General features: G+C 60.5%; 25 protein-coding genes. 7 read left to right on the top strand and 18 right to left on the bottom strand.

Annotated features, from left to right (window positions below; translation table 11 throughout):
* Positions 1 to 51: 51 nt before the first annotated feature.
* From purF to PO778_RS03435, 3 genes are all read left to right on the top strand, one after another.
* Positions 52 to 1,521 carry an amidophosphoribosyltransferase gene (gene purF / locus PO778_RS03445; protein WP_271438614.1) on the top strand — a complete coding sequence of 490 codons (1,470 nt, stop codon included), beginning with the start codon at positions 52 to 54 and terminating at the stop codon, positions 1,519 to 1,521.
* Complete coding sequence (locus tag PO778_RS03440; RefSeq protein ID WP_160729692.1) at positions 1,518 to 2,240, top strand: SDR family NAD(P)-dependent oxidoreductase; 723 nt, start codon at positions 1,518 to 1,520, stop codon at positions 2,238 to 2,240. The genes purF and PO778_RS03440 overlap by 4 nt, the downstream gene beginning before the upstream one ends.
* Positions 2,241 to 2,348: 108 nt before the next feature.
* Positions 2,349 to 2,699: a PilZ domain-containing protein gene (locus PO778_RS03435; protein WP_202391582.1), complete on the top strand. Its 351-nt coding sequence runs from the start codon at positions 2,349 to 2,351 to the stop codon at positions 2,697 to 2,699.
* 92 nt (positions 2,700 to 2,791) lie between these two features.
* On the opposite strand, the gene PO778_RS03430 is transcribed toward PO778_RS03435, so the two are convergent.
* The 6 genes from PO778_RS03430 to PO778_RS03405 are packed head-to-tail and all read right to left on the bottom strand — an operon-like array spanning position 2,792 to position 10,662.
* A complete protein-coding gene (locus tag PO778_RS03430) occupies positions 2,792 to 3,997 on the bottom strand; it encodes a serine hydrolase domain-containing protein (protein ID WP_271438613.1) in 1,206 nt (401 codons plus the stop codon).
* 24 nt (positions 3,998 to 4,021) lie between these two features.
* On the bottom strand, positions 4,022 to 5,278 hold the full coding sequence (locus PO778_RS03425) for an SAM-dependent methyltransferase (protein WP_271438612.1): 1,257 nt from the start codon (positions 5,276 to 5,278) through the stop codon (positions 4,022 to 4,024).
* Between the two features lie 47 nt (positions 5,279 to 5,325).
* Entirely contained in the window at positions 5,326 to 6,717 is a 1,392-nt protein-coding gene (locus PO778_RS03420; protein WP_271438611.1) for a cryptochrome/photolyase family protein, read from the bottom strand.
* Positions 6,718 to 6,732: 15 nt separating this feature from the next.
* Positions 6,733 to 7,680 carry a metal-dependent hydrolase gene (locus PO778_RS03415; protein ID WP_271438610.1) on the bottom strand — a complete coding sequence of 316 codons (948 nt, stop codon included), beginning with the start codon at positions 7,678 to 7,680 and terminating at the stop codon, positions 6,733 to 6,735.
* A 13-nt stretch (positions 7,681 to 7,693) separates the two neighbouring features.
* Positions 7,694 to 8,743 carry a 2-oxoacid:ferredoxin oxidoreductase subunit beta gene (locus tag PO778_RS03410; RefSeq protein WP_271438609.1) on the bottom strand — a complete coding sequence of 350 codons (1,050 nt, stop codon included), beginning with the start codon at positions 8,741 to 8,743 and terminating at the stop codon, positions 7,694 to 7,696.
* A complete protein-coding gene (locus PO778_RS03405) occupies positions 8,740 to 10,662 on the bottom strand; it encodes a 2-oxoacid:acceptor oxidoreductase subunit alpha (protein WP_271438608.1) in 1,923 nt (640 codons plus the stop codon). The genes PO778_RS03410 and PO778_RS03405 overlap by 4 nt, the downstream gene beginning before the upstream one ends.
* Before the next feature lie 187 nt (positions 10,663 to 10,849).
* On the opposite strand from PO778_RS03405, the gene PO778_RS03400 reads away from it, so the two are divergent.
* A complete protein-coding gene (locus PO778_RS03400; protein ID WP_271438607.1) occupies positions 10,850 to 11,803 on the top strand; it encodes an alpha/beta hydrolase in 954 nt (317 codons plus the stop codon).
* Complete coding sequence (locus PO778_RS03395) at positions 11,800 to 12,303, top strand: RNA pyrophosphohydrolase (protein ID WP_271438606.1); 504 nt, start codon at positions 11,800 to 11,802, stop codon at positions 12,301 to 12,303. The genes PO778_RS03400 and PO778_RS03395 overlap by 4 nt, the downstream gene beginning before the upstream one ends.
* Positions 12,304 to 12,376: 73 nt before the next feature.
* Here PO778_RS03395 and PO778_RS03390 read toward each other — a convergent pair whose 3' ends face one another.
* The 6 genes from PO778_RS03390 to PO778_RS03365 form a co-directional block, all read right to left on the bottom strand.
* On the bottom strand, positions 12,377 to 12,880 hold the full coding sequence (locus PO778_RS03390; protein ID WP_271438605.1) for a tetratricopeptide repeat protein: 504 nt from the start codon (positions 12,878 to 12,880) through the stop codon (positions 12,377 to 12,379).
* Between the two features lie 59 nt (positions 12,881 to 12,939).
* Positions 12,940 to 14,121 carry an RsmB/NOP family class I SAM-dependent RNA methyltransferase gene (locus tag PO778_RS03385; protein ID WP_271438604.1) on the bottom strand — a complete coding sequence of 394 codons (1,182 nt, stop codon included), beginning with the start codon at positions 14,119 to 14,121 and terminating at the stop codon, positions 12,940 to 12,942.
* The gene (locus PO778_RS03380) at positions 14,118 to 14,375 is read right to left on the bottom strand and encodes a hypothetical protein (protein WP_160729681.1); all 258 of its coding nucleotides are present in this window, start codon (positions 14,373 to 14,375) and stop codon (positions 14,118 to 14,120) included. The genes PO778_RS03385 and PO778_RS03380 overlap by 4 nt, the downstream gene beginning before the upstream one ends.
* Positions 14,376 to 14,384: 9 nt before the next feature.
* Positions 14,385 to 15,839: an IMP dehydrogenase gene (gene guaB / locus PO778_RS03375; RefSeq protein WP_271438603.1), complete on the bottom strand. Its 1,455-nt coding sequence runs from the start codon at positions 15,837 to 15,839 to the stop codon at positions 14,385 to 14,387.
* A gap of 196 nt (positions 15,840 to 16,035) precedes the next feature.
* Positions 16,036 to 17,505, bottom strand: a complete 1,470-nt coding sequence (locus tag PO778_RS03370) for a M28 family metallopeptidase (RefSeq protein WP_271438602.1) — start codon at positions 17,503 to 17,505, stop codon at positions 16,036 to 16,038.
* Positions 17,506 to 17,524: 19 nt separating this feature from the next.
* Positions 17,525 to 18,280, bottom strand: a complete 756-nt coding sequence (locus PO778_RS03365) for a 3-hydroxybutyrate dehydrogenase (RefSeq protein ID WP_271438601.1) — start codon at positions 18,278 to 18,280, stop codon at positions 17,525 to 17,527.
* 114 nt (positions 18,281 to 18,394) lie between these two features.
* Here PO778_RS03365 and ypfJ point away from each other — a divergent pair, with 114 nt between their 5' ends.
* Both ypfJ and PO778_RS03355 read left to right on the top strand, forming a co-directional pair.
* Positions 18,395 to 19,261, top strand: coding sequence for a KPN_02809 family neutral zinc metallopeptidase (ypfJ, locus tag PO778_RS03360; protein ID WP_160729677.1), 867 nt, complete (start codon positions 18,395 to 18,397; stop codon positions 19,259 to 19,261).
* The gene (locus tag PO778_RS03355) at positions 19,224 to 19,847 is read left to right on the top strand and encodes a hypothetical protein (protein ID WP_271438600.1); all 624 of its coding nucleotides are present in this window, start codon (positions 19,224 to 19,226) and stop codon (positions 19,845 to 19,847) included. The genes ypfJ and PO778_RS03355 overlap by 38 nt, the downstream gene beginning before the upstream one ends.
* 104 nt (positions 19,848 to 19,951) lie before the next feature.
* On the opposite strand, the gene PO778_RS03350 is transcribed toward PO778_RS03355, so the two are convergent.
* The 6 genes from PO778_RS03350 to sdhC all read right to left on the bottom strand — a co-directional run bounded on the left by PO778_RS03350 (position 19,952) and on the right by sdhC (position 25,252).
* The gene (locus PO778_RS03350; protein WP_271438599.1) at positions 19,952 to 21,529 is read right to left on the bottom strand and encodes a M56 family metallopeptidase; all 1,578 of its coding nucleotides are present in this window, start codon (positions 21,527 to 21,529) and stop codon (positions 19,952 to 19,954) included.
* Complete coding sequence (locus PO778_RS03345; protein ID WP_271438598.1) at positions 21,526 to 21,915, bottom strand: BlaI/MecI/CopY family transcriptional regulator; 390 nt, start codon at positions 21,913 to 21,915, stop codon at positions 21,526 to 21,528. The genes PO778_RS03350 and PO778_RS03345 overlap by 4 nt, the downstream gene beginning before the upstream one ends.
* Positions 21,916 to 22,020: 105 nt before the next feature.
* On the bottom strand, positions 22,021 to 22,548 hold the full coding sequence (locus PO778_RS03340) for a hypothetical protein (protein ID WP_271438597.1): 528 nt from the start codon (positions 22,546 to 22,548) through the stop codon (positions 22,021 to 22,023).
* 47 nt (positions 22,549 to 22,595) lie between these two features.
* The gene (gene sdhA / locus PO778_RS03335) at positions 22,596 to 24,419 is read right to left on the bottom strand and encodes a succinate dehydrogenase flavoprotein subunit (RefSeq protein ID WP_160729673.1); all 1,824 of its coding nucleotides are present in this window, start codon (positions 24,417 to 24,419) and stop codon (positions 22,596 to 22,598) included.
* Positions 24,420 to 24,806, bottom strand: a complete 387-nt coding sequence (sdhD, locus tag PO778_RS03330) for a succinate dehydrogenase, hydrophobic membrane anchor protein (RefSeq protein ID WP_160729672.1) — start codon at positions 24,804 to 24,806, stop codon at positions 24,420 to 24,422. It lies immediately after the preceding gene.
* A gap of 11 nt (positions 24,807 to 24,817) precedes the next feature.
* Positions 24,818 to 25,252, bottom strand: a complete 435-nt coding sequence (sdhC, locus tag PO778_RS03325) for a succinate dehydrogenase, cytochrome b556 subunit (protein WP_271438596.1) — start codon at positions 25,250 to 25,252, stop codon at positions 24,818 to 24,820.
* Positions 25,253 to 25,299 lie beyond the last annotated feature (47 nt).

Genomic DNA, 25,299 nt, shown 5'->3' with positions numbered 1-25,299 from the left:
TGATGCGCGATACTCGGCGCATGTTTCGAACACGCATCGGGCGGTCACCAAATGAACCTTACTCACCCGTTTCTGGACGACGACGGCGACAAACTTCGCGAGGAGTGCGGCGTTTTCGGCGCAATCAACGCGTCAGACGCCTCGACAGTCACCGCGCTTGGCCTCCATGCCTTGCAGCACCGCGGACAGGAAGCCGCCGGGATTTCCAGCTTCGACGGCAACAGCTTCTTCACCGTGCGCGGCATTGGCCATGTGGCGGAGAATTTCTCGACCGCAGAGGCGCTGTCACAGCTTCCCGGCTTCATGGCCGCAGGTCACGTGCGTTATTCCACGACCGGCGGATCGGGCCTGCGCAATATCCAGCCGCTTTATGCGGATCTGGCCAGTGGCGGTTTTGCCGTTGCCCATAACGGCAACATTTCCAACGCGCAGACACTGCGCGACGATCTGGTCCGCCGCGGCGCTATTTTCCAGTCGACCTCCGACACCGAAGTGATCATCCACCTGGTGGCGACCAGCCGCTATCCCTCGATGATTGAGCGCCTGATTGACGCGCTGCGCCTTGTCGAAGGTGCATATTCGCTGATCGTGATGACCCCCGAGGGGATGATCGCGTGCCGCGATCCGCTGGGCATCAGGCCGCTGGTTATGGGCAAGATGGGCGATACCATCCTGTTCGCCAGCGAAAGCGTCGCGTTTGATGTGACCGGCGCGGAATTTGTTCGTCAGGTCGAACCGGGCGAGATGATTCACGTCGATTTCGACGGGGAAATCAAGTCGATCCGCCCGTTTGGCGATCACCCGGCCCGCCCCTGCATCTTTGAACACGTGTATTTCAGCCGGCCCGATTCCATTTTCGATGGCCGTTCGGTCTATTCGGCTCGCAAGGCGATTGGCGAACAGCTCGCGATCGAAAGCCCTTGCGACGTCGATCTGGTGGTACCGGTACCAGACAGCGGCGTTCCGGCGGCAATCGGATATGCTCAGCAATCGGGCATACCGTTTGAACTCGGCATCATCCGCTCGCACTATGTCGGGCGCACATTCATTCAGCCATCCGACGGTGCCCGCCATTCCGGCGTCAGGCGCAAGCACAATGCCAATCGCGGCCTCGTTGAAGGCAAGCGGATCGTCCTGATCGACGATTCGATCGTGCGCGGCACCACCTCGATGAAGATCGTCGAGATGATGCGCGATGCCGGCGCCAGCGAAGTGCATTTCCGCGTCGCCAGCCCGCCAACGGCGCACAGCTGCTTCTACGGCGTCGATACGCCGGAACGTTCAAAATTGCTGGCCGCGCGCATGGATGTTGAACCCATGCGCAGCTTCATCAAGGCAGACAGCCTGGCATTCGTTTCCATTGATGGGCTGTACCGCGCTGTCGGGGAAAAACCGCGCAATTCAGCTTGCCCGCAATATTGCGATGCCTGTTTCACCGGCGATTACCCGACCCCGCTGACCGATCTGAACGCACGCGATCAGGAAGATGCGCAGCTGAGCTTCGACAAGGTTTCGGTATGACATCTGGCAAGCCATTCGAAGGCAAGTTGGCGCTGGTCACCGGCTCCAGCCGCGGGATCGGTGCAGAAGCGGCAAAGGCGCTGGCAAAGGCTGGCGCGCACGTAATCCTGACCGGGCGCGATGTAAAAGCGCTCGAAGCGGTCGAGGACGAGATTCACGATCTTGGCGGCAGTTCGACGATTGCGCCGGTCGACCTGACCGAAGCTGACGGGATCGTCCGGTTGGCCTCTGCCATTTCAGGGCGGTGGGACAAGCTGGACTTCCTCGTGATTTCGGCAGCTTACCTGCCGACGCTCACACCGGTTACACAGATCGATCAGAAACAGTTTAGCCAGGCCATTACGGTCAACGTGCTGGCAACGCAGGCTTTGCTGGCCAGTTTCGATCCGATGCTGAAACGTGCCGATGCCGGTCGCGTTATCGGCCTGACCAGCAGTGTCGGGTCGGATGCGCGGGCATATTGGGCGGCCTATGGCTCGACCAAGGCAGCCTTCGAATCGCTGCTCGACAGCTATGCCCAGGAAGTCGAGAAAATCGGCAATGTGCGCGTCGCGATCGTCGATCCGGGCGCGACTCGCACCGGAATGCGGGCCAAGGCATATCCCGGCGAAGACCCGAAAACGGTCAAGTCACCGACCGTGGTCGGCGACCGCATTGTGCAGATGCTGCTCGATGATTTCGCAACCCGCCACCGCGAACGGGTGGTAAATCCCTCTTAACCTTTCTGCATAACCTGCGCGTAACCAGCTTAAGCCACTTTGTGCAAAGCCTGACCGGAGATCCGCCGGTAAGGTTTGAACAAGTCCTCAAGTCGCAAGGGTACCCGAATGTTGGTAGAGAGCCACGACAGCTACGAAATGGCAGCGCAGGAAGATCGCTGCGCGCCGCGCACCAAGATGATCATCCCGGCACAGCTGCGTGCATCAGGGGGGCGCGCGTTTCAAACCGTGGTCCACGATCTGTCGATTTCCGGTTTTTCAGCCGCAGCAATCAGCAGGATGCATCCGGGTCAGGTGTGCTGGATATCCCTCCCCGGCCTCGAATCGCTTCAGGCAGAGGTCGTTTGGTGGGACAATTCGATCGTCGGCTGCGCATTCATGGAACTGCTCAGCCCGATCGTGCACGATAACATCCTGCAGCGTTACAGCCCGTCCACGGTGTATCGCAGCACGCTGTAAGCAAACACAATCAAACGTCCGCAGCTTTGCCCAAGGTGCGGAACACGGAAGCGAGCCGGTCACCCGGGCGGCTCGCTTCTCATGTTTTCAGCTCAATTTGCGGCAATCGGTTCGGGCGCAGGGGTCAGCGCCTGCTGAACCGCCTTGTAAAACCGCTCACGTTCTGCCCCGACACCGTCGTAATCGGTCGCCGTGGGCCAGTTGCTGTTCGATGCAATCACGAGTTTGCGGGCAGGATCAATGAAGATGCCCTGGCCGAAGATGCCCTGCGCCGCGAACGAGCCGTCATCATTGGTCCACCATTGATAGCCGTAGCCACGGCCCGGCGCGCCGATATCAGCCTGCTTGGTTGTCGCCGCTGGCAGCCAGTCATCGGGCACGACTCTATTGCCATCCGCAATCGCGCCGCCGAGGATGAACAGACCGAATCGCCCGAAATCGCGAGTCGATGCCTGAATGCAGCAGCCGCTGATTTCATGGCCCGTTGATCCCAGAAGCCAGGTCGCATCCTGTTCCATCCCGAACGGCTTCCAGACCTTCTCGGACAGATATTCGGCCAGCGGTTTACCCGTGGCTTCGCTGACGAGAACTCCGATCAGATTGGTCTCTCCGGTCTTGTAGACCCATTTCTCGCCCGCCGGTGCCTCGCGCGGCAGCTTGCGCATATAGCTGACCGTAGCATCGAGACCGTCTTCAGCCTTGTGTTCATTGAACAGGGCCACGTCCGATTTCGGATCGGTATAGTCTTCGTTCCATCGCACACCGGATGTCATGGTAAGCAGCTGACGGATGGTCACGTCGTCATATGCCGATCCTTCCAGGCCCTTGATGTAGGCACTGACCTTGTCGTCCAGGCTCTTGATCGCACCATCTTTCACCGCTGCACCAACCATCGTCGAGGTCAGGCTCTTGGCGACGGAGAAACTGGTCCATTTGCCTTCGGGCCCGAAATCCAGACCATATTTTTCCATCACCACCTTGCCGTCATGAATAATGACGAGGCCGGACGTGCGCTGGTTTTCCATATAGGCATCGACATCGAAATCGAGATCGATCGGATCGCCTTTGGGCAGCGGATAGACTGTGTCGCCGGCCTCGATCACTCTGGCTTCTGACAACACCGGTATCGCATCCAGCGCACGGAATGCGGCATCGCGTTCATCGACCGACCAGAACAGGACATTCCTGTCGGTCGGCATGTTTGCCAGAACGCTGCGCGTATCCTTGTCGAGCGAAAGCCAGAAGCCCCCAGCGCCGATTGCCAGCACCGCCAGCAGCCCGATAATCCATTTCTTCATTGCCTGTTCCTCCCCAAAGCCGGCTTATTTCTTTATCAGCGTAACCTGGCTCACATCGATGCCGCCACCGCGAAAGCCCCCTTCGCAGTACATCAGATAGTACCGCCACAGCCGTGTGAACCGTTCGTCAAACCCGGCGGGCAAGCGACCTTCCCTGGCTGCAAGGTCGAAACGTTCGCGCCAGATTTTCAGCGTTTCAGCGTAATCCAGACCGAAATCTTTCTGATCGCGCCATTCGAGGCCGCGCTCGCTTGCGAGCCGCTGAAACTCGCTGTTGCGGATCAGCAGCCCGCCGGGGAAAATATAGGCCTGAATGAAATCGGCGCTGGCGGCGTAGGCATCGAACAGTTCATCGTTCATCGTGATGTACTGGATCGCCGCCCTGCCGCCCGGTTTCAGATTGCGCGCGATACAGTCGAAGAAACTGGGCCAGTATTCGCGGCCCACCGCCTCCACCATCTCAACGCTGACAATCGCATCGACCTGCTCAGCGGTATCGCGGTAATCCTGCTTGCGAAATTCAATCGCCGAATTCTGATGCTTGCGCGCCCATGCAAGCTGTTCGTCCGACAGGCTGATCGCGGTTACGTCCGCGCCCTGAACGGCGAAATGATCGGCCAGCGCACCCCAGCCGCACCCGATTTCCAGCAGCGTTTCCGGATTGCCAAGCCGCGCGGAAAGCGCATCCCATTTGTGCCGCTGTGCCGCCTCCAGATCGCCATCTGCGGCGAAGATTGCCGAGGAATAGCTCATCGTCGGGTCCAGCCATTCGGCGTAGAAATCATTGCCGAGGTCGTAATGCGCATGGATGTTGCGCTGCGAACCTTCCTTGCTGTTCCGGTTCAGCCAGTGGGTGAACGATGCTGCCCAGCGAAACGGACCCTTTGCGCGGCCGGTTTCACCCAGCGACACCGCATTCTGGTTGAAAATCGCGAAAATTGCGACGGGGTCCGCGCTTTCCCATTCGCCGGCTTCCCAGCCCTGATACCAGCCGATCGATCCGTTCGTGGCCAGCCGTATCAGCGCCCGCCAATCATGCAGCGTAATCTCCGCATCAATTCCCGGCGCACGTCCGCCAAGTACGCGGGTGGTGCCATCTGGCAGCTTGCCGGTGATTGATCCTGTCACCAGCCCGCGATCAATCCGGTCGATTATCTTGTGAAAGCCGGGAGCGATCAGGCGGCTTAACAGGCCCGGCTTGCGTTCAAAACGCGAACCGCCTTTGATGAGCTCGCGCCCTCTGCCGATACCCTGCGGTCTTCCGATATCCTGCGAAGTCATGCACGCCCTATGCCGCGCTGCCGATGCAGGGGCAAGAGCCGCCCCCGCTAATCACCCTTCATTTCGCGGTAGGCGGAAAGCGCCCTTTCGCGGGCTTCCTTGTGGCCGATTATCTTGGAAGGATAATTCTCGGGCTTGCAGCCATGTTCTTCCGGATCGTGGATTTTCGCATCGGGCAAATCTGCCAGTTCAGGCACGTATTCACGGATATAGCCCGCTGCATCGAATTTGTCCGACTGGCTGAGCGGCGCCATGATCCGGACGAACATATTGCTGTCGACGCCGGTGCCGCTGACCCATTGCCAGTTCACACCGTTGGATCCGTAATCGGCATCGACCAGACAGTCCCAGAACCAGCGTTCGCCGTGGGTCCAATCGATCAGCAGATGCTTCACAAGAAAGCTCGCCGTGATCATCCGCACGCGGTTGTGCATCCAGCCGGTTTGCCACAGCTGCCGCATACCGGCGTCGACGATGGGATAACCGGTTTGCCCCTGCTGCCACGCCTCCAGATCTTCCTGGATCAGATGTCCGCGATTGGGGTTTCGCCATATCCCGCTGTCATAGCCATCGCGGTAGCTTTCCTTCGGATAGGCCGGAAACTGGCAGATCACGTTTTGCGCATAATCGCGCCAGATCAGCTCCTTCTCGAAGGTTTTCCAGCCCTGACTGCGTTTGTCCTTGAACCGGTGCCATATCTGCACCGGGCTGATTTCCCCGAAATGCAGATGCGGCGACAGGCGCGATGATCCGTCTTTCGACGGCAGATTGCGGCCTTCGTCGTAATCGGCGACGTGATCGTCCCACCATTCCAGCCGTTCATGCGCGGCATCTTCGCCCACGGTCCAAAAATCATCCAGACCACCCGACCAGTCGGGCCTAGTCGGCAGCAGGCCCCAATCGGCCAGATCATCGCTGTCAGGCCATTTATCAGGCGAATGCAGCGTCTCCGGCTCCGGCAAGTCATCGCGCGGCGGCATCTGTTGCAGGATGGCCTTCGAGAACGGGGTGTAGATTTTATAGGGGTCGCCCGATCCGGTCGTCACATGGCCAGCCGGGAACAGGTAGCATCCATCGTGCAATTGCAGGTCGAGCCTGTCCGCCAGTCTGCCTTGCGCCTTGCGCCACCAGGGTTCGTAATGGCGATTGGCGTGGACGGTTTCCGCGCCGGTTTTTTCGGCGATCCTGACGAGTTGTTCCACCGCATCGCCGCGCCGCAAGACAACGCGCGAATTGCGCGCGCCAAAGCTTCTGGACAGGCTTTCCAGCGAATGATGCAGCCACCAACGCGATGCGCCGCCATAGGCGTGGTCGCCCGCCGCTTCATCGTCCAGCACATACACCGGGATGACCGGCCCGGCCTGAGCCGCAGCGAACAGTGCCGGTTGATCGGAAAAACGAAGGTCGCGGCGAAGCCACACGATTTGCGGTTTGGTCATGCGACCAGAACCCGTCTAGCGCGCAGGAAGTTCCTCACATTTCACATCGGGCAGAGCGGCGGTGAAACGGTCCCGGGCGCGCGGGTCGTAAAAGCGGGCATCGCGCAACACGACCGAGCCATCTTCAATTCGTTCGGCGAAAGGTGCACGGGACCAGAACAGGAAAGCGTCGATCTCCGAATTGCGCGTGATAGTCTCAGGCACACAGACCGAGGTCGAGACGGGTTTTAGCTGCGTTGTCCCCTGAGCGAAAGTGTATATTGCGCTCTGCCATACCCCTTCGGGTTTTCGCACGATCACTTCGCGCTGCCAGAAAGCGATGGGCAGCGGGCTAACGATCACTTCGGCATCCGCGCCGAATGCATAATGGGAATGCGAACCGCGCCAGGCGATGTTGGAAAATGCGCCGTTCAGCCCGATGTAAATTAGCGCTGCGGCTATCGCGAGGCGCGCCGGACGTTTCCACTCCCCACTCCGCTTCTCCCGCCGCAGCGAGAACCATGTGGCAACGCCCATCAGCGCCCACAGCCATACATCGATGATGAACAGCGTGTCGCCGTAGGACCAACGCGATGAGAACGGCTCCAGCAGGCGGATGCCGTAGACATTGAGCCAGTCGAGCGCCGGATGCGTCAGACATCCGATGAAGCTGAGCAGATACAGCCATTTGAAATTCACCGGCAGGCGGCTTTCGGGCCGTTTTCCGCGCTTCGCCTGCCAGCGGTCGAAACCCCATAGCAGCCCCGCCAATAACAGCGGCAGCAGGATCAGCGCGGGCGGCCCGTGCGTTATCCCGCGACGAAAACCGAGATGCTCCACACCCTCCAGCCAGAAGAAGCACGCGGCATCCACATCGGGCAGGTTCGCGCCGATAATCAGCGCGGGCATCGCCAGCCCGGTTTTGCGTTTCAGCCCGGCCTGCCCCAGCAAGGCCCCGACCAGCGAGTGGGTTAGATTATCCAACGATCACACCCGATCAATCGGTCGGGTGGCCCTCGCTCGGATCGACAGTCCACGTCTGGCCCTTGCCCAGCAATTTGGCGAGGTTCGCTTCCTTGCCAGCAGATGCACGCGAGCGTTCTTCGATTACGGCTGCTTCAAAGGTCGGCGCAGGATCGTCATAGATCACGCCCAGCGCCATCGGGAACGGGCCGAACGGCATTTCGACCAGCAGATGCGCCATCGGACGATTGGTTGCATCGTGCACCAACACGCCTGCAGCTTCCCATTCGCCATCCGCGACATCGACCACGGTTAGCGCCATCTTGTCACGGTCGAGCGCGATACCCTTGTCGAAACCGGTCTTCGGATCGCCGAACAGCATCGGTTCGCCGTGGGTCAGCCACAGCTGCCGGTCGCCTGCACCCTTGGGCGCAGCGAAATCTTCGAACACGTCTTTGTTATAGACGATACAGTTCTGGAAAATCTCGATAAATGCCGCGCCCTGGTGGGCGTGCGCTGCCTTCAGAACATCGGGCAGATTTTTCGAAACATCGAACCCACGGCCGACGAAACGGGCGCCGCTGCCAAGGGCGAAGGCGCACGGATTGGCCGGGCGGTCATACGAACCGATCGGAGTCGAGGGGCTCTTGGTCCCTTCGCGGCTGGTCGGCGATGCCTGCCCCTTGGTCAGACCGTAAATCTCGTTGTTGAACAGCATGATCTGCATGTTCACGTTGCGGCGCAGGACATGCATCATGTGATTACCGCCGATGGACAGACCATCGCCGTCGCCTGTCACCAGCCAGATATCGAGATCCGGATTAGCCAGCTTCACACCCGTTGCGATCGCTGGTGCGCGGCCGTGGATCGTGTGGAAGCCGTATGTCTCCATATAATAAGGGAACCGGCTGGAGCAGCCGATGCCGCTGATAAACACGGTGTTCGACGGGTCCGCGCCAAGCTGAGGCAAAGTGCGCTGCACCGCCTTCAGGATGGCATAGTCACCGCATCCGGGGCACCAGCGGACTTCCTGATCCGTTTCCCAATCCTTCAGCGTGGTCTCGATCTTTACGGGTGCGTTCATGCGTCCAACTCCGGGCTGGGAAGCTGGGCTTCATTGACCGCAACCTCTCCGCCTTGATTTCCGGGAATATCGTCGAAATATTTGCCGATGGCGTCTTCCAGTTCGGCAATTGCGAAAGGCTGGCCGCTGGTCTTGGTCAGCGGCTGCGCATCGACCAGATACTGATCGCGCAGCACAGTCTTGAACTGGCCGGTGTTCATTTCCGGCACCAGCACGTGGTCATAACTCTTCAGCAGTTCGCCCAGATTACCCGGCAACGGCCAGATGTGGCGAACATGGATCTGGCTGACGTCGAGGCCCTTTCGCCGTGCGCGGTTTACGGCCTGATGGATCGGACCATAGGTCGAACCCCAGCCGACCACGGCCAGCTTGCCGCCCGCTTCGCCCAGATCGATTTCCTGATCCGGCACTTTCACGCCCAGCACCTTGGCAACGCGGGCATCGGTCATCGCCTGATGGTTGTCCGGCGCGTAATCGATGTGGCCGGTATCTACCGCTTTCTCGATCCCGCCGATGCGGTGCATCAGATCGGGCGTGCCCGGCTTGATCCACGGGCGTGCACCCTTGCCGTCGCGCTTGTATGGCAGCAGCTCCTCGCCGTTCTTCTCTGTCAGGAATTTGGCCGGGAACGGCTCATAACCCGCAGGATCGGGGACTTTCCACGGCTCTGCCGCGTTTGCGATGTAGCCATCGGTCAGCAGCATGACCGGGGTCATGTACTCGACCGCGATACGGCACGCCTCGATAGCGCATTCGAACGCATCGCCGGGACTGCGGCAGGACACGACCGGCATCGGCGCATCGCCGTTGCGGCCATATACGGCCTGATACAGGTCGCTCTGCTCGGTCTTGGTCGGCAGGCCGGTGGACGGGCCGCCGCGCTGGCTGTTGACGATGACCAGCGGCAATTCGGTCATGATCGCAAGGCCCATAGCCTCCGTCTTGAGCGCAATGCCCGGACCGGACGAACTGGTAACACCCAGCTGGCCGGCATAACTTGCACCGATAGAGGCGCAGATAGCGGCGATTTCATCTTCCGCCTGGAAGGTGGTGACACCGAATTCCTTCAGCCGCGCAAGATGATGCAGAATCGCGCTGGCCGGGGTGATCGGATAGCCGCCAAAGAACATCGGCAACTCAGCCAGCTGCGCACCTGCCACCAGACCCAGCGAAATCGCTTCCGCGCCGGTGATGGTCCGGTAGAGGCCCGGCTCGCTCTTGACCGGATCGATGTGCACCTTGTGCAGAGGGCCCGAAAGCTCGGCGGTTTCGCCGTAAGCATGGCCCGCATTCAGCGCGGCAATATTGGCGTCGGCAATTTCAGGCTTGTTCTTGAACTTCGCCTTCAGCCAATCTTCGATCGGGCCGCGGTCGCGGTCAAACATCCACAGCGCAAGGCCAAGGGTCCACATGTTTTTGGACCGCAGCGCATCCTTGTTGCCCAGACCGAACGGTTTGACCGCCTCGATCGTGAGTGCAGAAATGTCGAATGCCAGAACGTCCCATTTGGCAAGACTGCCGTCGTCCAGCGGCGAGACATCGTATTTCGCCTTGTCGAGATTACGCTTGGTAAATTCGCCCGTGTCGATGATCACCAGCCCGCCTGGCTTGAGCGCGGCGATATTCACCTTCAGCGCCGCCGGGTTCATGGCAACCAGAACATCGGGGGCATCGCCGGCGGTGTTGATTTCGCGGCTGCCGAAATTGATCTGGAACGCCGACACACCAAACAGCGTGCCCTGCGGCGCACGGATTTCCGCCGGGAAATCGGGGAAGGTCGCCAGATCGTTACCAGCCAGCGCGGTAGAAAGCGTGAATTGCCCGCCGGTCAGCTGCATCCCGTCACCGGAATCTCCGGCGAAACGTACGACGACCGCATCGGGTGCTGTGGTGGGGTTTTCCGCGGCTTGAGTAGCCATCAATATTCCTTTTCGTGCGCGTTATCTGCGCGCCTTATTTCGTCAGGCCCGTATAGGCTGTGGGGCACCTATGCTCCGGAACCTGCTCCCGCAATGAAGTTTTTCTCCTAGATTGGCAAAAAGTCGAGTGGAAAAACTCTGCATCAGCGTTAGACCCTGCAACCAGATACAAATCGGGAGAAAGATAATGAGCGGCACCGAACCATTCGTGCGCGATGATGTCAAAGCGCTTCTGGTGATGCTGGAACAAATGGGTGGGCCGCCGATGGAACAGGTTCCGCTGGACGAAGGCCGCGCGGGATACATCGCGATGGGCGCGCTGGTGGAAGCCGATCCGCGCGATCTTGCCGTTATCAAGGACCTTACCTGCCCCGGTCCGGCAGGCGACATTCCGCTGCGGCTATATGATGCCCGCGAAAACAGGGAGCCCGGCCCGGTCATCATGTTCTATCACGGCGGCGGGTTCGTGATCGGCAATCTTGAATCGCATCACGCCCTGTGCACCGAAATCGCAGCGGAGATGGATTTACCCGTGGTCGCGGTGGATTACCGACTAGCACCGGAGGCACCCTTCCCCGCCGCGCCGGACGATTGCGAAGCAGCAACGCGCTGGGTGGCCAGCGGGCCTGACGAACTGGGCCGCAAACCAACCGGCCTGATCCCGATGGGCGACAGTGCCGGCGGGAACCTGACAATTGTGACCGCCAATGCGCTGGCGGCCAATCCGGCAGATGTTCCAGTGGTGATGCAGGTGCCGATCTATCCTGTGGCAAGCGAAGTCACCAGTGATCAGAGCCACGCCGATTTCGCTGAAGGATTTCTGCTGACCGCATCGACAATGGCGTGGTTCCACGAGCAATATCGCGGCGCGGAGGACGATGTCCGCAATTTCCCGATGCTGGAAGAAAGCCCGGCCCGCGTACCAACCGTGCTGTGCACTGCGGGCCTTGATCCGCTGCGCGATTCAGGCCGCAAATATGCGGCCAAGCTTATTGGCTTGGGCACAGATGTTACCTATCTGGAATTTCACGGCAACATTCACGGTTTCACCAATCTTCGCAAGGCGATACCCAGCGCGCAGAAAGACACTCACGATCTGATCGCAGCTATGAAAAACATGATGGAGCGCCATTATTCATGAATGACCTGACTTCCCTGCCGACAGCTTATCGCCCCTGCGTTGGGGTGATGCTGGTCAATGCCAGCGGCATGGTGTTCGTGGCAGAACGGCTCGACAGCCGGCACGGAACGGATCACACCTCCGGGTTCTGGCAAATGCCTCAGGGCGGGGTCGATCCGGGGGAAGACCTGGAGCAGGCGGCATTGCGCGAGCTGGCAGAGGAAACCGGCGTTTCCGGCAGCATGGTAACCTTGCTTAAGAAAACACGTGAACCGATCCGCTATGATTTGCCGGATGATCTGATCGGCAAGCTGTGGAAGGGCCGGTATCGCGGACAGGAACAGGTGTGGTTCCTCGCGCGGTTCTCCGGCAGCGACGCCGATATCGATCTGGAGGCGCACGATCCGCCCGAATTCGCACAATGGAAATGGCTGGAACCGGATTTGCTTCCGGACGTCATCGTACCGTTCAAACGGTATGTATACCGGACCGTGCTGGACGAATTTCGCGACCTGATCTGACAGGTAAGGCGCACAGCAGGCAGCCAGCGAGGCAAGCACGGGCCGATCAGCGGCCTGCGCTCCTGAGCCTCATTTAGTTTTGCGTAACCTGCGCGTCGGGCATGACCGCCTCTGCCCGTAAGACCTGAGGCTGCGGCCCGCGCGAGATCGCCGTGGCAAGCTCTTCCGCTTCCTCGCAGCCATTGCCGCACAGCGATTTCAGCTTTGACAGGTTGAGCCGGGCTTTTTCGATTGCGCCCTTTTCGACCAGAGCCTCGCCCTCGCCCGAAATGGCGGCGAGGTTTTCAGGGTCGCGTTTCAGCGCATCGCGGTAATATCGGATCGCCTTGCCCTGCAGCCCTTCGCGGCGGGCGGCCTCTGCCAGATCGAGGTAAATCGGCGTGTGTGCCGGATCGACAGCAAGGGCAGCCTCGAACGCGTCGATCGCCTTTTGCGGCTGACCGGCTGCCAGCGCAGACTTTCCTTCAGAAATCAACATTGCCGCGCGCGGATTGGGTGCACGGTCGTCTGCCTGCCCGATGCTGGCGGTAAGGCCGAGAGCGAGCGAAAGTGAAAGTGCGGCTGGTCCAAAGCGCATCAGTAACTCCTTAAAGGCAGGCGATTCGCGTGTTTCGGTGTCTGCCATGGCTCATCAAGTTAACATGGAGAAGTCAGGCTAGCGATGAAAAATCCGTCCGTACCGTCGTGATACGGAGTGAGCCGGGTTCCCTCACCGTGGGCACGCCCAATCGGCAATTCCAGCTTGTCTGCGCTCCATCCAGGATTTGCAGCGAGGAATGCCGCGATGCGGTCCTTGCCTTCTTCATCAAGCAGCGAACAGGTCACGTAGACAATCCGCCCGCCTGGCTTCACCAGCTGCGCGGCGATCGAAAGCAGCCGCGACTGGATCTCTGCAAACCGTAGCAATTCGGCCTTGCCCAGCCGCCAGCGCGCCTCCGGATTGCGGCGCCAGGTGCCAGTGCCGGAACACGGTGCATCGACAAGCACGGTATCCGCCTTGCCCTGAAATTCGCTGAGTGCTTCCAGTTCCTTGCCCGGATTGAGCAGGACCGACTGGATCATCCCTGCCCCGGCTTTTTCAGCGCGAGGGGCAAGGCGCGAGAGGCGGCCACGGTCTGTATCGCTGGCGATCAGCGTGCCTGTGTTTTCCATCGACGCAGCAAGCGACAGTGTCTTGCCCCCTGCCCCGGCACACAGATCGATCACGGTCTGGCCCGGCTGAGCGCGCACAGCGGTGCAGGCCCATTGGCTGCCGTGATCCTGAACTTCCACCTTTCCGTCGCGGTAGGCATCCCATTGTTCCACCTGCGTGCCGGATTCGTAACGCAGGGCGTTCGGGGCAAGCAGCGGCTCACCGCCCTCTGGCAATTCGATCGTATCGCGGGCGGCTTTCAGCGTGTTTATCCGGATGTCGAGTGGAGCGCGCCCAAGCAGCCCCTCCGCTTCGGGCCCGGCGATGTCGGATTTGGCGAGGTGCCGCACGACCCATGGGGGCGCGGCGCCGCCAGTGGCAGCTCCCTCACCCTCGCCGATTGCAGGCGGGCCGTAATTCGACCCGTCGAACAATTCGGCTATTTCCGGCTGGAGTTCAGCAAGGCGCAGCATGGCCGTGCGCCCGCTAAGCGGAACCGGGCCGCATGCCCTGATCGCGCCATAAACCAGTTCGCGGATCGCCCGGCGGTCCTTCGAACCGGCGTAACGATTGCCGCGGGCCCATTCCGCAATGATCCGGTCAGCCGGAGCGCCGCGGTTCTGGGCTGCATCGATGACATTGTCGAGAATACCAATCGCTGACTGGACGCGTGCAGCGGGCGTCATTCTCCGCGCTCTGGCTGGCTGCGGAACAATTCCTCAAACTCGTCAGCGCGGGGCGCCGGCAGGCATCTGAATTCGTATCGGGCACCGCTTTGACTGGCTGCGCGTTCGTTCATCTGGTGCACCATTTTTCCTGCCGCGCTTTCGCATTCGGCGGCTGTTTCAAAAAGAATTTCAGGACGCTGGAGATCGATTTCCCCGGGTCTGTCCGGGTGCCAGCCCAGGATCAGGACCATAAGGGGAATAAGTTCGATCATGCAGCTGCCTTACCGTGTCGGGTAATTCGGTGCTTCGCGGGTGATTGCAACGTCATGGACGTGGCTTTCACTCAGCCCGGCACCCGTGATGCGGACGAATTTGGCCCGTTCGCGCAGGTCAGGGATCGTCGCCGAACCGGTGTAGCCCATGGCAGCCTTGATCCCGCCGACAAGCTGGTGAACCACGTCTCTTGCCGGTCCCTTGTAAGGCACCTGACCTTCGATCCCTTCCGGAACCAGTTTGAGCGCGGACACGTCGGCCTGGAAATACCGGTCGGCACTGCCGCGCGCCATTGCGCCGACACTGCCCATTCCGCGATAGCTCTTGTAGCTGCGGCCCTGATACAGGAACGTTTCACCAGGTGCCTCTGCCGTGCCTGCCAGCATGGAACCGATCATCACGGTCGATGCACCCGCGGCAACCGCCTTGGCCGCATCGCCAGAGGTCCGCAGACCGCCATCGGCGATAATCGGGACGCCCGACTTCGCGGCTTCTTCCGCGCTTTCCATGATCGCGGTCAGCTGCGGCACGCCGACACCGGCGACGACGCGGGTTGTGCAGATCGACCCGGGACCGATCCCGACCTTCACCGCATCCGCGCCAGCATCAATTAGCGAACGGGTCGCTTCTGCCGTGGCAACATTACCGGCGATGATCTGGACCGAGCTGGAAATTTTCTTCGCCCGCTCGACCGCCCGCGCCACGTCCTTGTTGTGGCCGTGCGCAGTGTCGATGATCACGACATCACATTCCGCTTCAATCAGCGCCCTTGTCCGTTCGAAACCCTTGTCGCCAACCGTGGTGGCTGCGGCAACGCGCAAGCGGCCAGCTGCATCCTTGGTTGCATCGGGATAGTTGACCGCTTTTTCGATATCCTTGACCGTGATCAGGCCAATGCAGTGATACGCCTCGTCAACGACGATCAGTTTCTCGATCCGGCGCTGGTGCAGCAGGCGCCGCGCCGCTTCTTCGCCGGTGCCGAGCGGGACGGTCGCCAGATTTTCGGTCGTCATCAGTTCGCGAACCGGCTGCTGCGGATTTTCCGCAAACCGCACATCGCGATTGGTCAGGATGCCCACCAGCTTGCCGTCGCGGTCTGCAACCGGGATGCCGCTGATGTTGTGCTGCGTCATGATCGCCTGCGCATCGCCCAGCGTCGCCTCAGGCGTAATCGTGATCGGGTTGACCACCATGCCGCTTTCATAGCGTTTTACCGCCCGCACTGCCGCAGCCTGTTCGTCAATTTCAAGATTGCGGTGCAGCACGCCAATGCCGCCCAGCTGCGCCATGACGATCGCCATGTCCGCCTCTGTCACCGTGTCCATCGCCGCCGACAGGATCGGAATGTTCAAACCGATTTCGCGGGTCAGCATTGTGCTGGTGTCTGCCATGCTGGGCAGAATGTCGCTTTCGGCCGGACGCAATAAAACGTCGTCGAATGTCAGGCCGAGGGGGATATCCATAATCGCCACTTTCAAATCTGTTGCGCGAACCATTCGCGCTGTGTCCCGGGAATCGCCGGGAGCGTTTTAGTGGCGGTCCATGTAACGATGGATTGTGACACTCGCTAGAGGGGGCGAGCGAATTATCCGCCTTCGTGCCTATTCCGGGGCAGCTGTTTCATCAAAGCTGCACTCTGGACCCGGCGCCCGCCTCTACTCAGGGGTGCGATACCTTCGACGCGAAATGACGCACCAGAGCCATATGCAGCAGGACATCCTCCGCTGCTCCGCCAAGCTCCAGCGCGCCGATTTCATCATTGGCGCGGTGATACCGTTCTGCCGTATAGCGTTGCATCAGGTCGGGCCGCGCAAACGCGCTGGATATCATCAACGTGGGCACATCGCTTTGCAACAGCGCCCAGCCATCCTGCCGCCGGACAAAGCGCGCGGCATAGTCGCGCTGTTCGACCTTGCGTCCGGCACTGTTGATGACACCTTCCACTTCCCTGTCGAGCGTAGTCAGATTTTGCCCGACAATCGCCACCGGCCCTCCGGCGGGAGCGAGGGCAATGGTGTCGATATTGAATGCAGCAACAATCGATTCGAGCGGCAGCGGCGGATCGCGGGTGAAAGCGCGCGCGCCAAGCAGGCCCCATTCCTCTGCCGTCGTGGCGACAAAATACACATCACGGTCCATCCGCACGCCTTTTGCCAGCCGTCTGGCCAGCTCGGTCAGAACCGCGAGACCGCTGGCATTGTCGACCGCGCCGTTGCACACGCGGTCAGTGCTGCTTTCATCGCCGCAGGTCCCGAAATGATCCCAGTGGGCCAGCAGCATTACTGCCCCAGCCGTGGGGTCCGAACCCGGCAATTTGGCAATCAGATTATGCGTCCGGACCGTGCCGGGTGTGGAGCGCGCCTCCAATGTAGCCTTGAGGTCGAGCGGCATCGGGCGAAAATCCGCCCTTCTCGCCTGCTCCAGCAGCGCCGCGACCCGTTCACCGCCAAACAGCGCCTCTGCCGCGTCCATCGCCATGATGCCATCGACTACCGCGCCGTCGCTTTCGCCGGTCAGCCGGAACCCGCCATTGGCCCGCGCCAACGCTTCGTTTTCGAACTGGGCGTTGTCAGTGAAGATGGTGAGCACCGCAGCGGCCCCGTTTGCCACCAACGCTTCACGCTGGCCGGCACGGGCATCGTTTTCGGCAAACAGCACGGCAACGCGACCGGTCAACTCGGGTTGTTCCAGCGATCCGCCAAGCGGGCCGACGAACAGCACGGGCGCATCTTCGATCAAGGCGCGGCGAGCGGCGGTAAATAGTTTCAGGCGGCTTTCGGGATAGGCGAGATATCTGCCCCTGCGCGAAAATCTGGCAGAGCTGCTTTCAGGCGCTCGCAAATCCAGGTCGACCGGGGCGAACCACGGATGTGCCGGATCATTGGTTGCAGAAACGAGACCGGCCGCCTGCCACGCTTCGGCCAGATAGCGCAGCGTCTTGCGCTCCCCTTCCGTGCCGGGCTTGCGCCCTTCGAATTCATCGCTGGCGAGGATGGAGATATGATCGCGCAGATCGGCTTCGATAGTTTCCGCCGCCAGTGGATCCGGCCCGGCAGTGCGCGTGGCAACACAGCCCGACAATGCGGACAGCGCAGCCATGCCGGCAACCAGACGGAATATCGCCCCCATTTATGCTCTCGTATCGCCCCTATTCAGCGGTCCAGCCGCCATCGATGCTCCAGTTCGCACCGGTAACATTTCCGGCTTCTTCCCGGCACAGGAACACTGCCAGCGCTCCGATTTCCGAAGGCTGAACGAATTTCTTGGTCGGCTGCTTCGCCAGCAGGACGTCATTGATGACTTCGTCCCGGCTCAATCCGCGCGCCTTCATCGTATCGGGAATCTGCCCTTCGATCAGCGGGGTCCAGACATAACCGGGACTGATGCAATTCGCGGTGACGCCCGTCTGCGCCAGTTCCAGCGCGATCGTTTTGGTAAACCCGTCGATCCCGTGCTTCGACGCGTTGTAGGCGCTTTTGAAAGGCGATGCGGTTTTCGAATGCGCACTGGCAGTGTTGATGATCCGGCCCCAGCCCTTTTGCTTCATGTGCGGCACAGCCAGCCGCGAGGTGTGGAATGCGGCAGTCAGGTTCAGCGCGATGATCGCGTTCCATTTGTCGACCGGAAATTCATCGACCGGCGAAACATGCTGCATCCCGGCATTGTTTACCAGGATATCGACCGGGCCAGCCTTCTCCATCAATTCCGCGCAGCCCTCCGCCGTCAGCAGGTCCGCCCCGACATGCGAGGCGCCCAGTTCATCGCAAAGTTTCGCAATCTCATCTGCATCGCCAAAGCCATTGAGGACGACCTCTGCACCCTCGGCGGCAAATGCACGGGCAATGGCCAGACCGATGCCAGAGGTTGAACCAGTAATCAGCGCACGTTTGCCGGAAAGGAACATTTGAAAACTCCGCGGGTTCTGTAAATAGGGACAATAAGTTCGAACGGACATTTGCGGCCAGCACCGCGGCTGTCCAGCACTATCGGCACCGGATGCCGACTTGAGGGGAATTCAATGCGTCTTAATCGCTTCGACACGAACAACATCAATGTCGGCACCACCGGCGGCAGCCGCTTTCCCGGCGGCGGCGGCGGAAAGGTCGGCTGCGGTACGATCGTGATCGCAATCATCGCAGCGCTGGTTTTCGGGGTGGACCCGATGCAGACGATCGGCGCACTCGGCGGCGCGGACCAGACCGGCCAGATCGAACAGCAAGGCTCCGGCCAGTCGGCAGAGGAAATCTGCACCTCGAACCAGTATTCGATGGAAACATGCAACGCGCTGAGCTCGCTCAATTCCACCTGGCAGCCAGTGTTCCAACAGGCAGGCGTGCCGTTTCAGCAGCCGATGCTGCGGTTTGCCACGTCGGACCGCTTCACCAGCGGCTGCGGCGCTGCCAGCAGCGGCATGGGCCCGTTTTACTGCCCTGCCGATCAGGGCATCTATATCGACACGCGGTTCTACGACACGATGGACAGGCAGCTTGGCGCTCGAGGCGATTTCGCCCGCTATTACGTGATTGCCCATGAATACGGGCATCACATCCAGACGCTGACCGGCGTTTCCGCCCAGATCCGCAGTTTGCAGCAGCGCAATCCGCGCGATGCAAACCAGCTTCAGGTGTTGATGGAACTGCAGGCCGACTGTTATGCTGGCGTATGGGCGGGCAAGAACCGCAACCTGATCGAACCGGGTGATATGGAAGAAGGGCTGAAAGCGGCGAGCGCCATTGGCGACGATACGCTGCAACGCAATTCAGGCCAACGGGTCAATCCAGAGGCATTCACTCACGGAACCAGCCAGCAACGGATGCAGGCACTACAGTTAGGACTTAAGAGCGCAGATGACACACAGTGTGACCGGATTGTCGAACTCAGTTAAGCGCGGGCTGGCGGCAGCATTGCTCGCCAGCTCGTTCCTTGCCGCGCCTGCTGCCGCGCAGGATCAGGACGAGGTCGTAACCGGCCGCAGTCCTGATGTGCGCGACGTTGCAACAACGCCAATCCAGGATCTCAACCTGATGAAGGACGAGGTTCCGGAGGCTCTGAAAGACGCTGTGATCGCGCCTTACGCGAGCGAGAAGCTGATCGACTGCGATGCCATCAGGGACGAAGTGACCCGGCTCGACCGGGTGCTGGGCGACGATCTCGATATTGCCATCGATGACCGCCGCGATCTGACGGTCGGCAAGGTCGCAAAAAGCGCGGTCGGCTCGCTCATCCCGTTTCGCGGCATTATCCGCGAGGTGTCCGGGGCAGCCGATCGGCAGCGCGATTTTCAGGAAGCAATCCTTGCCGGCGCAATCCGCCGCGGGTTTCTGAAAGGTCTGGGTGAAGCGCGCGAGTGCCCCTATCCCGCGCGCCCTGCGTTCATGAAAATCGCAATCGACCGCGATGACGAGGTTGCATATGATGACGATGCGAACACCGAGGCAGTGACCACTCCTGATCCGAACAACCCGTTCTGAGATTTGGAAGTCGCAGTGATTGCGGGCTGTATCTGTTCAGTCCGGTCAAACAAAAAGGGCGGAGGTCAGACCCCCGCCCTTTTTGATTCCTGCTGATGCTGCGGTCAGCTTTTTGCCTTCCAGGCCTTGATCTTCTCATCAAGCGCTTTCAGCACTTCCGCGCGCATTTCAGAGGGCATTTCCGGGTTTGACGCGATGGCCTTGCGCGCTTCTTTCAGGCCGGTCAGCGCATTTGCCATGATCTCGCTGGTGCACAGCTTTACGATCTTGTGACCATCCTTGCCGGTGACCTCGCCCGCACCGCCGCCGGCTTTGCAGTCGGCTTCGATCCTGGTCATGTCGCCCTTCTCGTCCTGCAGTTCGATCATCACTTCGCGATAGGTCTTCATCGCCTCTTCGATCTCGACATCAACTTCGCTCAGCTCTTCGCGCAATTCGCGTATCATTTCCTCACGTTCTTCTTTGGAGAGTTCATGATCGCCTTCGATATGGCGAATAACCTTGCGTTCCCGGCCGACGTCCTTGCCGTTCTTGTCCTTTTCAACTTCGCGGATCACGTAAACGTGCTTTCCATCATCTGCCGCCTCAGGTCCGGCTTGCAGAGCCAGCGCCGAAGGAGGTGCTGGAGGAACCGGCGGCGCAGGCGGAGCGATCCCGCCAATCGCCGGGGCCGCTGGCGCAGCCGGTGCGACCGGCGCAGGCGGCGGGTTCGGCGTGGTTATCGATTCTGCGTAACTGACCGATGCAGTAAGCGGCAGCGCCACCAGTGCGGCACCGATCAGCGCACGCCCTGCGATGCGGCGGCGGGTTGAAATATCAGACATAGTCAGGCTCCTCAGACGATGGATTATGCTTTTTTCGCCAATGACCGGACAGGCCATCGGTGCAGCGAGTGAAATCGGACGCGGCGCATTGGCGCTGGCCGCGAAACTGGCGATCACGGAGGCATAGGCGGCTTTTTCGCCCTCCCCGCGAGACGCAATGACGCGGGCATCGCAGGCGGCTTCCTGATCACGGCGCATTGCACGCCAGCCAAGCCAGCCGAGCGGATTGAACCAGTGCAGCGCAAACAGCGGCTGGATCATCACGTTCACCAGCAGGTCGTGCGCACCGTGATGGGCAAACTCGTGTTCCAGCGCCAGATCGCGTTCCCTGCGATTGCTGCGCGCCATGAAACCGGTGGGGAGCGCCACGACCTTGTCGAAAACGCCGAATGCGACAGGGGACTTGGTCGCAGGCGTTTCGACAAGGCGGATGCGGCCAGCCTCTCCCACCGGGCGCGCATCTTCCAGCAATTCATCACGCATCCGGAAATAGAATCCGAAGCGGACAACCAGAAACACCGCAGCCCCGAGCAGCCAGATGCCCAGCACCAGCAGCGACCAGTCAATCGGTGCGGAGGCCGCTGCCAACGTAGACGATGCCTCTGCCGGGCCGGCCGGAATAAACGTGAAACTGCCTTGCGACGTTTCTGCCGCCGGCAGCGGTTCGGCTGGTGCCAGCCATGCGGGCAGCACGATGGGCGGCAGGACAAGGCGGGCCAGTGGCAGAAACCACAAGGCATAGGCCGCGTGCGGGCCGAAATACCGCGCCACCGGCCTGCGAAGAACAAGGACCAGAGCGATTAGCGCAGCGGTCCAAACGAGCGTGTCGAACAGAAACGACTGAAATTCGCCGGTCATTTGCGCAGCTCCTTCAGCAGAGCTTCCATTTCAGCGAGATCATCCTCGCTCAGCGCTTCAGCCTCGGCCAGCTGTGCAAACAGGGGCGCTGCCCTGCCGCCAAATAACCGGTCAACCAGCCTGCGCGATTCTGCGCCGGTATAGGCGGTGCGCTCTATTGCCGGTGAATAGAGGAAGCGGCGCCCGTCGGGGGTTGTTGCCGCAGCCTGTTTCGCCACCAGACGTGATAGCAGCGTCTTCACTGTCGCCAGGCTCCAGTCGCGCTGCTCGCAGACCACATCGCAAACTTCGGTCGCGGTCAGCGGGCTGCGTTCCCACAGCACCTCCATCACCGCGTGTTCGGCTTCGCTTATCCGTTCGGGCTTTTCATCTTTCGGCAACGCCACGTAACCGTCTCCCTTCTTCGATTACATCTGTAGCCATTACGACTACGTCTGTAAACATGAAGCCTGGATGAACGCACATTGCCGCTCGTCGAACGACATGAGGTGTTAGCCTGCTATGCGGAAACGCTTGAGGTCGACAGCCATTTGCGCAGGGCGAAAGCCCTGGCCCGAGAAAAGCTTTTTCAAATCTGAAAAATGATCGAAATGCTGGAGCTGCCGGTGGTAGTAATTGATGTATTCGAGCCCGGCCAGAACCGCGGCTATCGTGGCGCATATGCGATCAGCAAGCGACGCTGAAATGGCAGGTGATACCCACGCCGCCGCGACCGCGATACCTGCCGCTATCACCAAGATTAGCAGGATCCATTGCAGCCTGTCCGCCCATGCAAGGACCTGGCGAAGAGGGCCGGGCCTGCCTTGCATCTTCAACATTTTGCCGCGCCAGTAAAACCCGCCTAGCAGCAGCAGCACGGACATCGGGATGATTGCGATGCCCGACAAGAGCCCGATCCGGGTGTCCTCCGAGATAGCAACAAACAGCATTGCTGACGGAATGAACACGGCATTCGCGACTTCCATCCGCCAGTATCCAGCAAGGCGTTTTTCAAGCGCCGCCTTCCTGCCCGATTTCACGACATGTTTGCCGTGTGGGCAGCATCAGACAAGCGATTAGCCAAGGATCAGTATACCCGCTTCTTCGGCTTGATGTATTCCGCATCGTCGGTGAGCGTGTATTCGTGGACCGGGCGGTAGTCGATCTTGACCTCGCCTCCCTTACCGCCCCAGCCGTTGAACCAGGCTGCAGTGTGCTTCATCCAGTTGGCATCATCGCGATCGGGGAAATCCTCGTGCGCGTGGGCGCCGCGGCTTTCCTTGCGGTTTTCAGCCGATGACATGGTCACGCTTGCCTGAGCAATCAGATTGTCGAGTTCCAGCGTTTCGATAAGGTCGCTGTTCCAGATCAGCGAACGATCCGACACCTTGATGTCGTCCATCTTCTTGTAGGTGTCGGCGAGCTGCTTGACGCCTTCAGACATCAGCGCGCTGTCACGGAAAACGGCAGCGTGTTTCTGCATTGTCTTCTGCATGTCGGCACGGATTTCCGCAGTTGGCGATCCGCCATCCGCGTGACGGAAATGATCCAGACGGCCAAGCGCCAGGTCGGCGCTGTCCTTGGGCAGTTCGGCCTGCGCCGCGCCAGCCTTGGTAATTTCCTTCAGGCGGTGACCGGTCGCGCGGCCGAACACCACGAGGTCGATCAGCGAGTTCGAACCGAGGCGGTTTGCGCCGTGCACCGAAACACAGGCAGCCTCGCCCACAGCAAACAGGCCCGGAACCACCGTATCGGGGTTTCCGTCTGCGCCGATGGTCACGACTTCACCGTGATAGTTACAGGGGATACCGCCCATATTGTAATGGACTGTCGGGGTTACCGGCAATGGCTGCCGGGTCAGGTCGACACCGGCGAAAATCTTGCCGCTTTCGGTGATGCCCGGCAGACGTTCTGCCAGAACCTTCGGATCGATGTGATCGAGGTGCAGATAAATGTGATCGCCATCGGGGCCAACACCGCGTCCTTCGCGCATTTCCAGCGCCATCGAACGGCTGACGACATCGCGCGATGCGAGGTCTTTGGCCGACGGGGCATAGCGTTCCATGAAACGCTCGCCTTCGGAGTTGGTGAGGTAACCGCCTTCGCCGCGGGCACCCTCGGTGATCAGCACGCCTGCGCCGTAGATACCGGTCGGGTGGAACTGCACGAATTCCATGTCCTGCAAAGGCAGTCCGGCGCGCAGCACCATGCCGCCGCCATCACCGGTGCAGGTGTGTGCGGAGGTCGCAGTGAAATAGCAGCGACCATAACCGCCGGTTGCCAGCACGACGTTCTGCGCACGGAAACGGTGGATCGATCCATCGTCCAGACACATCGCGATCACGCCGACGCAGCGGCCTTCGTTCATGATCAGGTCGAGCGCAAAGTATTCGATGAAGAAGTCCGCATCGTATTTCAGGCTCTGCTGATACAGCGCGTGCAGCATGGCGTGACCGGTACGGTCGGCTGCGGCACAGGTGCGCTGGACGGGAGGCCCCTCGCCCATGTTCTGCATGTGGCCACCAAACGGGCGCTGATAGATGGTGCCGTCTTCATTGCGCGAAAACGGAACGCCTGCGTGCTCCAGTTCGTAAACCGCCGCTGGCGCTTCCCGCGCGAGATATTCGATTGCGTCCTGGTCGCCCAGCCAATCGGCACCCTTTACGGTGTCGTACATGTGCCACGACCAATGGTCCGGCGTGTTGTTGCCGAGCGAGGCAGCAATGCCGCCCTGCGCTGCAACCGTGTGCGAACGGGTCGGGAAAACCTTGGAGATATTGGCGGTCTTAAGACCGGCTTCCGCGCTGCCCATGGTGGCGCGCAGGCCCGAACCGCCAGCCCCCACGACGACGACGTCATAGAGGTGGTCGATGATCTTGTAAGCCGGTGCTTGTGATGCGGCGTCAGCCATTTATGCGGCTCCTCCGAGAGCGAGACGGACAACGCAGAAGATACCGAATGCGGCTCCGCCAAGCGTTGCGAGATTGAGAAGTGCGAGCACGCCGAACTTGTTGCCCGCCGTGTGAACGTAATCTTCGACCAGAACCTGCAGACCGAGGCGCGCGTGCCAGAATACGCTGATGATCAGCAGCACCATCGCAGTCGCCGGGATCGGTCCCGCCAGATAGGAACTGACCGTCTCGTAAGACAGGTCAGGCAGCAGGATGAAGCTGGCCATCAGCCAGATGCTCAGCACGACATTGCCGATCGCGGTGAAGCGCTGGACCAGCCAGTGATGCGCGCCCTCGTGTGCAGAGCCGAGCCCGCGCACTTTACCGATGGAGGTTCCGTTACCCATGGTTCAATTCCTCAGAGCAGGATGATCGCGGCCCAGAAGGCGGCGGTCAGCAGAATGGCGATGATCGGGCTGGCGATGGACCACATGCGGTTTGCGTCCAGTTCATACCCCGCGCCGATATCCAGCACGAAGTGGCGCAGACCGGAACAAAGGTGCGTGAAGAATGCCCAGGACAGGCCAATCAGCACGACTTTGAGCAGGATCTTCACGATCGAGGACAGGATCTCTGCACCGCTAAAACTCAGCGCGCCGAAATCGGCCCAGACCCAGCCCTGGAAAGTCGCATAGGCTTCCGGGCCGCTGGCCAGCGCACCGAGCCACCAGAGCAAGATGCCAAGGCCGACAATCGCCATCCCGTCACCGGTAACGCGGTGAAGGATCGAGACCAGCATGTGCGGGCCCCATTTCCAGATCGAGAGGTGCGGTGAGAGTGGTCTGTTCGACATAAGCCTATCCGGTAAGTCCCTGTTTGCCCCGCGCATCGCCTGTGCAG

The organism is Pontixanthobacter luteolus (assembly GCF_947494915.1).
In the GTDB taxonomy this organism is placed as follows: Bacteria; Pseudomonadota; Alphaproteobacteria; order Sphingomonadales; family Sphingomonadaceae; genus Pontixanthobacter; species Pontixanthobacter luteolus.
This window is presented reverse-complemented; position numbering and strand designations above follow the sequence as displayed.

Excerpts from the sequence above, each read along its gene's own strand:
- PO778_RS03425 (WP_271438612.1), bottom strand. The coding sequence starts at position 5,278 with ATGACTTCGCAGGATATCGGAAGACCGCAGGGTATCGGCAGAGGGCGC.
- sdhA (WP_160729673.1), bottom strand. The coding sequence starts at position 24,419 with ATGGCTGACGCCGCATCACAAGCACCGGCTTACAAGATCATCGACCAC.
- PO778_RS03385 (WP_271438604.1), bottom strand. The coding sequence starts at position 14,121 with ATGACGCCCGCTGCACGCGTCCAGTCAGCGATTGGTATTCTCGACAAT.
- PO778_RS03355 (WP_271438600.1), top strand. The coding sequence starts at position 19,224 with ATGACACACAGTGTGACCGGATTGTCGAACTCAGTTAAGCGCGGGCTG.
- PO778_RS03430 (WP_271438613.1), bottom strand. The coding sequence starts at position 3,997 with ATGAAGAAATGGATTATCGGGCTGCTGGCGGTGCTGGCAATCGGCGCT.
- ypfJ (WP_160729677.1), top strand. The coding sequence starts at position 18,395 with ATGCGTCTTAATCGCTTCGACACGAACAACATCAATGTCGGCACCACC.
- PO778_RS03350 (WP_271438599.1), bottom strand. The coding sequence starts at position 21,529 with ATGACCGGCGAATTTCAGTCGTTTCTGTTCGACACGCTCGTTTGGACC.
- PO778_RS03395 (WP_271438606.1), top strand. The coding sequence starts at position 11,800 with ATGAATGACCTGACTTCCCTGCCGACAGCTTATCGCCCCTGCGTTGGG.
- sdhC (WP_271438596.1), bottom strand. The coding sequence starts at position 25,252 with ATGTCGAACAGACCACTCTCACCGCACCTCTCGATCTGGAAATGGGGC.
- PO778_RS03435 (WP_202391582.1), top strand. The coding sequence starts at position 2,349 with ATGTTGGTAGAGAGCCACGACAGCTACGAAATGGCAGCGCAGGAAGAT.
- PO778_RS03405 (WP_271438608.1), bottom strand. The coding sequence starts at position 10,662 with ATGGCTACTCAAGCCGCGGAAAACCCCACCACAGCACCCGATGCGGTC.
- PO778_RS03365 (WP_271438601.1), bottom strand. The coding sequence starts at position 18,280 with ATGTTCCTTTCCGGCAAACGTGCGCTGATTACTGGTTCAACCTCTGGC.
- guaB (WP_271438603.1), bottom strand. The coding sequence starts at position 15,839 with ATGGATATCCCCCTCGGCCTGACATTCGACGACGTTTTATTGCGTCCG.
- PO778_RS03420 (WP_271438611.1), bottom strand. The coding sequence starts at position 6,717 with ATGACCAAACCGCAAATCGTGTGGCTTCGCCGCGACCTTCGTTTTTCC.
- PO778_RS03370 (WP_271438602.1), bottom strand. The coding sequence starts at position 17,505 with ATGGGGGCGATATTCCGTCTGGTTGCCGGCATGGCTGCGCTGTCCGCA.
- purF (WP_271438614.1), top strand. The coding sequence starts at position 52 with ATGAACCTTACTCACCCGTTTCTGGACGACGACGGCGACAAACTTCGC.
- PO778_RS03380 (WP_160729681.1), bottom strand. The coding sequence starts at position 14,375 with ATGATCGAACTTATTCCCCTTATGGTCCTGATCCTGGGCTGGCACCCG.
- sdhD (WP_160729672.1), bottom strand. The coding sequence starts at position 24,806 with ATGGGTAACGGAACCTCCATCGGTAAAGTGCGCGGGCTCGGCTCTGCA.
- PO778_RS03390 (WP_271438605.1), bottom strand. The coding sequence starts at position 12,880 with ATGCGCTTTGGACCAGCCGCACTTTCACTTTCGCTCGCTCTCGGCCTT.
- PO778_RS03410 (WP_271438609.1), bottom strand. The coding sequence starts at position 8,743 with ATGAACGCACCCGTAAAGATCGAGACCACGCTGAAGGATTGGGAAACG.
- PO778_RS03400 (WP_271438607.1), top strand. The coding sequence starts at position 10,850 with ATGAGCGGCACCGAACCATTCGTGCGCGATGATGTCAAAGCGCTTCTG.
- PO778_RS03440 (WP_160729692.1), top strand. The coding sequence starts at position 1,518 with ATGACATCTGGCAAGCCATTCGAAGGCAAGTTGGCGCTGGTCACCGGC.